At 68.5% G+C, this 7,557-nt stretch carries 6 protein-coding genes; 3 read left to right on the top strand and 3 right to left on the bottom strand.

The window, feature by feature from the left end; all coding sequences use genetic code 11:
• Positions 1–241 precede the first annotated feature (241 nt).
• The 3 genes from G6N75_RS02525 to G6N75_RS02515 are packed head-to-tail and all read left to right on the top strand — an operon-like array spanning position 242 to position 3,926.
• Entirely contained in the window at positions 242–547 is a 306-nt protein-coding gene (locus tag G6N75_RS02525) for a hypothetical protein (protein WP_165346497.1), read from the top strand.
• Positions 548–568: 21 nt separating this feature from the next.
• Positions 569–1,393, top strand: a complete 825-nt coding sequence (locus G6N75_RS02520) for a DUF3014 domain-containing protein (RefSeq protein ID WP_165346496.1) — start codon at positions 569–571, stop codon at positions 1,391–1,393.
• Between the two features lie 22 nt (positions 1,394–1,415).
• Positions 1,416–3,926 (top strand): MMPL family transporter, encoded by a 2,511-nt coding sequence (locus tag G6N75_RS02515; RefSeq protein ID WP_206202877.1) that lies wholly within the window; start codon positions 1,416–1,418, stop codon positions 3,924–3,926.
• A 61-nt stretch (positions 3,927–3,987) separates the two neighbouring features.
• On the opposite strand, the gene fabB is transcribed toward G6N75_RS02515, so the two are convergent.
• The 3 genes from fabB to G6N75_RS02500 all read right to left on the bottom strand — a co-directional run bounded on the left by fabB (position 3,988) and on the right by G6N75_RS02500 (position 7,507).
• Positions 3,988–5,199, bottom strand: coding sequence for a beta-ketoacyl-ACP synthase I (fabB, locus tag G6N75_RS02510; protein WP_165346495.1), 1,212 nt, complete (start codon positions 5,197–5,199; stop codon positions 3,988–3,990).
• Positions 5,200–5,209: 10 nt separating this feature from the next.
• Positions 5,210–5,722 (bottom strand): 3-hydroxyacyl-[acyl-carrier-protein] dehydratase FabA, encoded by a 513-nt coding sequence (fabA, locus tag G6N75_RS02505; RefSeq protein ID WP_165346494.1) that lies wholly within the window; start codon positions 5,720–5,722, stop codon positions 5,210–5,212.
• A gap of 144 nt (positions 5,723–5,866) precedes the next feature.
• Positions 5,867–7,507: a tetrathionate reductase family octaheme c-type cytochrome gene (locus G6N75_RS02500; protein ID WP_165346493.1), complete on the bottom strand. Its 1,641-nt coding sequence runs from the start codon at positions 7,505–7,507 to the stop codon at positions 5,867–5,869.
• Positions 7,508–7,557 lie beyond the last annotated feature (50 nt).

The following is a 7,557-nucleotide window of genomic DNA, read 5'->3' as shown; positions in this document are numbered from 1 at the left end:
TGCGGCTCCGGGGCCGACGGTTCGGGGCTGCAGCCGGCGAGGGCGAAGGACATGCCCAGTGCCCCCAGCAGGACAAGCATGGATTGAAGTTGGCGCAGGGATCGGACCACGGCGGGCCTCCTTGTGGTTCAACGGTTTGCACGATACTGCCGCGCCCGGCCCGAAATGGGGCGACGGGGGTGGCGACACTCATGCCGGCCGGTTAGTCTAGCTCAACGCGCTGTGCAAGGAGGACTGGACCGTGAGCCCGAACCCCCAGGACGTCCCGATGCCGCCCGAGGTCGCCGCGATTCGTGATGCCGGCTACGCCACCTGGGCGGACGAGGCCGTATTGCCCGGCTTGCGCGACAAGTTCGCCGCCGACCGCATTCCCGTGCGCGGGATCCGCCACGTGCGGGTATGGGGTCTGCAGGTGGACGACGAGCGCGAGCTCCCCGGCCGCGAGCGCACCACCATCCCGGACGAGGACATCTGGGAGGTCAGCCTGGAAGCCAACGACGGGACCACGCGCAGCTTCGACTCCCGCCTGCTGGTCGCCGCCCCGTGAGGCCGCCGGGAACGCGCTGTGATGCATAAACACCTGCTCTGGGGCGTGCTGGCGCTGGCCGTGATCGGCCTGGTGGCCTTCTGCTATCCGCGGCCCGTGGACGAAGTCGGGCCGCCACCGCCCGTCTCCCCGGCGCTCCCGCCCGCGCCGCCGAGCGCCTCGGAGTTCACGCCGCTGGAGACGCCGCCGCCCGAGCCGGCGCCGGAATTCGTCGCCGAGCCCGAGCCCGAGGCGCCGCCGTTACCGCCCCTCGACGAGAGCGACCCGGTCGCCCGGGCGGCACTGGCCGAGGCTGCGGGCCCGGCGCTGGTCGAACAGCACCTGGCCCAAGACGAGGTGGTCCGCAAGCTGGTGGCTACGGTGGACAACCTGACGCGGGACGGGCTCTGGATCCAGGCCAGGGTCGTGCCGCCGCTGGGCGGCCAGTTCCTGGCGGCAGGGGAAGAGGAGTCGCTGCGCATCGCCGAGGCCAACTACCGGCGCTACGACCCCCTGTTCGCGCTGATCGAGGCTGTGGACGTCGCCGCCCTGGCAGCCGCCTACCAGCGTCACTACCCGCTGCTGCAGCAGGCTTACGAGGAGCTCGGTTATCCGGGACGGCAGTTCCACAACCGGGCGCTGGCAGTGATCGACCACCTGCTCGCCACGCCGCAGGTGGACGGCCCAGTCGCCCTGGTCCGGCCCCACGTGCTCTACAAGTTCGCCGACCCGGCCCTCGAGGCACTGTCCCCGGGCCAGAAGGTCCTGCTCCGCGTCGGGCCGGAGAACGCGGCCATCGCCCGCGCCAGTCTCATCCAGTTGCGGGCTGAGCTCGAAGGGTTAGCCGGCCCCCCCGACGCCGACTGACCCGCGACAAGAGCAACCCGGCATGACTTTCACCCGGCGCCTGGCGAGCGCACTGATCTCCGCCTACGAGGCCATCGTGTTGCAGCGGCCCATCTGGACGCTGGCCGGCGTCGTCCTCGTCGTCGCCGTGCTCGGGTCCTTCGCGCCGCGATTCCAGCTCGACGCCTCCTCCGAAACGCTGGTGATGGAGAACGACGAGGCGGTGCGCTACTACCGCACGATCCGCGCGCGCTACGGGTCGGACGACTTCCTGGTCGTGACCTACACGCCCCGGGAGGGCCTGTTCACGGCAAGTGCGCTGGCCCGACTCGAGGCGATGCGGGACGCGCTGGCCGACATCGAACACGTCGCCGAAGTCACCACCCTGCTGGACGTACCGGTGCTCGAGGGGCTCGACGCCGGCCTGACCGAGCTGCCGACCGAGCCCGAGGCCCTGACCTGCGACGGGCCCGACCGCGCGGAGGATTGCCGCCGGCTGCTGGACAGCGACCTGTACCGGAACCTGCTGGTGAGCCCCGACGGCCGCACCAGCGGCATCCGGGTGATGCTGGAGCAGGACGAGGCCTACCGGGCCATGCAGCGGGAGCGCGACCAGCTGCGGATCAAGAGCCACGATGAAGGGCTTACCGGGCCCGAGCAGGCCCGGCTGGCGGAGCTGGACGAGAAGATCTCGGCCCGCGGCGCCGAGCTGCGTGAACTGGAAGCTGTCGCCATCGCGGCCGTGCGCGAGGTGCTCGACCGGTTTCGCGACCAGGCCGAGATCCATCTCGGCGGCGTGCCGATGATCGCGGTGGACTCGATCGCCTTCGTGCGGGCCGATCTCCTGACCTTCGGCGCGGCGGTCGGCGCCTTCATCGTGTTCATCCTGTTCGTCGTCTTCCGGCAGCCCCGCTGGGTCATCCTGCCGGTGATCACGTGCGCCGCCACGGTCGTTTCCATGCTCGGCCTGCTCGGCCTGCTCGGCTGGCCGGTGACGGTGGTCTCCTCGAATTTCGTCTCGCTGCTGCTGATCCTGAACCTCGCGCTGTGCGTGCACCTGGTGGTCCGCTACCGCGAGCTGCACGACCTGCACCCGGACCTCGATCACTACACGCTGGTCCGCGATACGGTGCGGAGCAAGTTCGAGCCCTGCCTCTACACCGCGCTGACCACCATGGTCGCCTTCGGCTCCCTGCTGGTCAGCGGCATCCGCCCCGTGATCGACTTCGGCTGGATGATGGTGATCGGGCTCGCCGTCGCTTTCGTCCTGTCATTCACGCTGTTCCCGGCCTCCCTGCTGCTGCTGAAGGGCGGAGGGCCGGCCCAGCTGCGCAGCCTGACGGGCGTGCTGACCGGCGGCATCGCGCGCGGCATCACCGCCCGCCCGGGCTGGACGCTGCTGATCGCCGGCCTGCTGGCCGTCGCCGGCATCGCCGGCACGGCGCAGCTGTCCATCGAGAACCGCTTCATCGACTATTTCAAGGATTCGACCGAGATCTCCCAGGGCATGCGCCTGATCGACGAGCAGCTGGGGGGCACGACGCCGCTCGACGTGCTGATCGACGCCCCGGCCGAACCGCCCGAGGAGGAAGAAGAATTCGAGGAGCCCGACTTCCTGGCGGGCTTCGAGGCGCTCGAGATCGAGGGCGACAGCGGCATTGCCTCGACCAGCTACTGGCTCAACAGCGCGCGCCTGCCCGAGATCCGGCGCATCCACGAGTACCTCGAGTCACTCGAGGGCACGGGCAAGGTGATGTCCATCATTACGGCCATGGATATGTTCGGCGAGCTCGAGCCGCGGGTGCTGACCGAGGACTTCTTCATTTCCGTGTTCTACCAGCGCCTCCCGGAGCTGGTGAAGGAGACGCTGTTCGACCCCTACCTCTCCGAGGACGGCGACCAGCTGCGCTTCAGCATTCGCGTCTACGAGTCGGCGCCGGACCTGCGGCGCAACCAGATGCTGCAGGAAATCGAGCAGCACCTCGAGCAGGGGATGGGCTACGGCGCCGAGCACGTGCACCTGACGGGGATGATGGTGCTGTACAACAACATGCTGCAGGGCCTGTTCCGCTCCCAGATCCTCACCCTCGGCGTCGTCTTCGGCGCCATCATGGTGATGTTCCTGGTCCTGTTCCGCTCGGTGCGCTACTCGGTGCTCGGCATCCTGCCCAACCTGCTGTCGGCGGCGCTGGTGCTCGGGCTGATGGGCTGGGCGCGCATCCCGCTCGACCTGATGACCGTGACCATCGCGGCCATCACCATCGGCATCGGCGTGGACAACACCATCCACTACGTGCACCGCTACCAGGAGGAGATCCAGGTCGACCGGGACCCCTGGGCCGCGATCATGCGCTGCCACACCTCCATCGGCCGCGCGCTGTACTACACCATGATCACCATCGTGCTGGGCTTCTCGGTGCTGGCGCTGTCGGCCTTCATTCCGACCATCATGTTCGGCCTGCTGACGGGCCTCGCCATGACCGCGGCGCTGGTGGCCAACCTCACGCTGCTGCCGGTGCTGCTCGCCAAGACCGAGCGGGGCGTCGCAGCCTGATCCGCTCGTCTTGCGGGGCGTTGCGGGCGGCCCCGGCAAGGGGCGCGTGCCGGCTGCCGGCCTAAGGCTTCCGGAAGACCAGGGTGGCGTTCGCCCCGCCGAAGCCGAAGCTGTTCGACATGACGGTATTGAGCCGCGCCCCGTCGCGCCGCACCCGCACGATGTCGAAGCTCTCGGCAGCGGGGTCGAGGTTGTCGATGTTGGCCGAGGCCGCGATAAAGCCGTGCTCCATCATCAACAGGCAGTGGATAGCTTCGTTCACGCCCGCCGCGCCGAGGGCATGCCCGCCCAGCGACTTCGTGGAGCTGACCGGCGGCGCCTGGTCGCCGAAGACCTCGCGCATCGCCTCCAGTTCGCGGATGTCGCCGACCGGCGTACTGGTGCCGTGTGAGTTGAGGTAATCGACCGGCCCGTCGACGTCCTCCAGCGCCATGCGCATGCAACGCACCGCCCCCTCGCCGGAGGGCTGCACCATGTCCGCCCCGTCCGACGTGGCGCCGTAGCCCGCCAGCTCGGCGATGATCGGGGCGCCGCGCGCCTGGGCGTGCTCCAGGGCCTCCAGCACCAGCATGCCGCCGCCGGCGGAAATGACGAAGCCGTCGCGGTCGGCATCGTAGGCGCGCGAGGCGCGCTCGGGCGTATCGTTGTAGCGCGAGGACAGGGCGCCCATGCCGTCGAACATCGCGGAGCTGCCCCAGTGCAGCTCGTCGGAGCCGCCGGCGAACACCAGGTCCTGCTTCCCCCACTGGATGAGCTCCGCGGCGTGGCCGATGCAGTGGGCGCTGGTGGCGCAGGCAGAGCTGATGCTGTAGCTGGTGCCCTTGATGCGGAAGGCCGTGGCCAGGTTGGCGGCGACCGCCGAGGACATGCAGCGCGTCACCATGTAGGGACCCACCTTGCGCGCGCCCTTGCTGCGCACGAGGTCGGCATTCATCAGCACGTATTCGTTGGAGGCGCCGCCCGTGCCGACCACGAGGCCGATGCGGGGGTCGATAATCTCTTCTTCGCCCAGGCCGGCGTGCGCCAGCGCCTCGCTCATCGCGATCCAGGCGTAGGCGCTGGAATCGCTCATGAAACGCCTCACCTTGCGGTCAATCCGCGCCGCCAGGTCGATGTCGACCGGCGCGCAGACCTGGCTGCGGAAACCGAGTTCGCCGTATTCCGCGCTGGCCCGCACGCCGGAGCGGCCGGTCCGCAGCGAGTCGAGAACCTCGGCCGCATTGTTGCCGATACTGGAGACGATGCCGAAACCGGTGACCACCACGCGTCGCATGGGTTGCTCCCTAGAAGGAATCCGTGGAACTGAACAGGCCGACCCGGAGGTCGGTCGCCGTGTAGATCTGCCGCCCGTCCACCTCCATCACGGCGTCGGCGATGCCCATGTAGAGGCGCCGCAGCAGCACGCGCTTCAGGTCGATGCGGTAGGTGACCAGGCCGGCCGTGGGCAGCACCTGGCCGGTGAATTTCACCTCGCCGACGCCGAGCGCCCGCCCGCGCCCCGGCCCGCCGCTCCAGACCAGGAAAAAGCCGACCAGCTGCCACATGGCGTCGAGCCCGAGACAGCCCGGCATCACCGGATCGGACTCGAAGTGGCACTTGAAGAACCAGAGGTCAGGATGGATGTCGAGCTCCGCCGTGACCTGGCCGCAGCCGCTGGCGCCGCCGTCAGCGGTGATGCTCGTGATGCGATCGAGCATCAGCATCGGCGGCAGCGGCAGCCGCCCCCGGTCCGCGCCGAACAACTGGCCGTGGCCGGACTGCAGCAATTCCTCGCGGCTATATGCGTTTTTCCTCATGGGCGGGCCCAGTGGCAGACGGGAGCGGCCTATTGTGCAGGAAAACGGGCGTGGGTACCGCTTGCACCGCGTCAAGGCGGCCCCAAAAGAAAGGCGCCCACACCGGGGCGTGGGCGCCTTCCCGCGGCAGACGCAGAGGGCTGTCTAGGGACGCGTGCCGCCTTCTACCGGATCACCGCTCCAGCCTAGGCCGGCCCAGTCGATCTGGTCGCTCCCGTGGCAGTCAGCGCAGTTGCCGCCCTGGCCGAGGGCATCCGCGGCCGGCGCGACCTCGTGGTTGACCGCCCAGTAGCTGACCGTGTCGACGAACTCGAACTCACCGGTGTAGGGCTGGCCCGTACGGTCAGCGCCGTCCTGGAGGGCGAGGTTCCAGTCATACGCGCCCCAGAAGGGGTTCGGGCCACCCGCCGTGCCGAACAGGTGCGGCACAAGGATGGTGCCATTGTTCGCATCCGCCGGCTGGTTGCCGACCAGCTTCTTGAAGGGATAGATCTTGGCGTCGGGGTTGGTGTAATCCGCTGCCGGGCCGCCGAGATAGACCTTGCCGTCCTCGGAGGGCAGCGAGGCCACCGTGTCGTTCTCGTTGATCAGCGACTTGATCCACTTGCCGTCATGGAAGCGCAGCGTCGGCCGGACGTTCAGCTCCCAATTGAAGGAACCCTTCATCTTGTCGTACGCGGGCTTGCCCGTGTCGGGATCAAGCGGGATGGGATCGATATCCTGGCCCGCATCGGACCAGTACCACTCGGTCTTGGTGGGCAGCTTCCGCGCGATCGCCGGGATATGGCAGGCCTGGCAGGCCAGGCGGTCGTGCGTGTTGAAGATGTTTTCCACCGTCGTGCCGACATGCACGTTCGGGCTGTGGCAGTCGGTGCACTGGCGCATGTTGCCCTCGTCCACCGAGTGGTAGGGCATGCCGCCGATGCCGTGCGACAGCAGGTTGCCGTCCAGGTCGCGCTCGACGTCGTGGCAGGTGACGCAATTGAGATCGCCGCCGTCGGTGGCCATGTGCACGTCGTATTCGCGCGTGGTGGCGACCAGGTCGCTCGACAGGTCGCCATGCTTCACGTTGTCACCGCCGCCGGCGTTCTGGTGACAGAACAGGCAGGCCTTGCGGGTCGGCACGCCGTTGTTCTCGCCGACGCTCTGGGCCACGGCCTGCAGGTCCACGCTGGCCGGGGGTCGGCCGGCGGCCGGCGGCGCCTTGGAGTACGTGCCGGTCTGGTCATGGCAGGCGAAACAGTCGATCAGCGTGGGATCGCCGAAGTCATAGGTATCGTCGGCCCAGTCATAGCCGATATGGCACTGGGTGCAACGGCCCTCGTTGGTGGGCACGGCGACGCAGAAATTGTTGATGATGTCCGTCTTGCCGTGGATCTCGGCCTCGAAGCCCTCGAGGCCGGCGGCCACGCCTTCCCAGTTCCAGTGGCCGGTGGTGAGAATCTCGTCGCCGATCTTGCCGTGACAGGCCAGGCAGGCGCCGTCCTCGTAGGGACGGTCGGCGAAATAGGCCGCGTGCAGCGTTTCAGGATCGGCAATGGAAGGCGGCGGCGTCTGGCAGTCGAACACGTCGATGGTGCCGTCGCCGTTGACGTCTTCGGCCGGATCGGCCACGCCGTTCTGGTTGGTGTCCCAACAGTTGATGCCGTCGGTGCCGTCGGTGCCGTCCGCGCCGGCCGGGCCGGTCGCGCCGTCGTCACCTTCGCAGCCGCCGAGCGCGAGCACGGCGGCCGCAAGGACAATTCCCGTCCAGCGCGCAGGCAGTCCGCATCTGGAAATGTTCATGATCAACCCCTTGCACATTTCTATTTGTGTCCCCGGTCCCACCGGGACCG

It is taken from the genome of Thioalkalivibrio sp. XN8 (assembly GCF_011058255.1).
GTDB lineage: Bacteria > Pseudomonadota > Gammaproteobacteria > Steroidobacterales > XN24 > XN24.
This window is presented reverse-complemented; position numbering and strand designations above follow the sequence as displayed.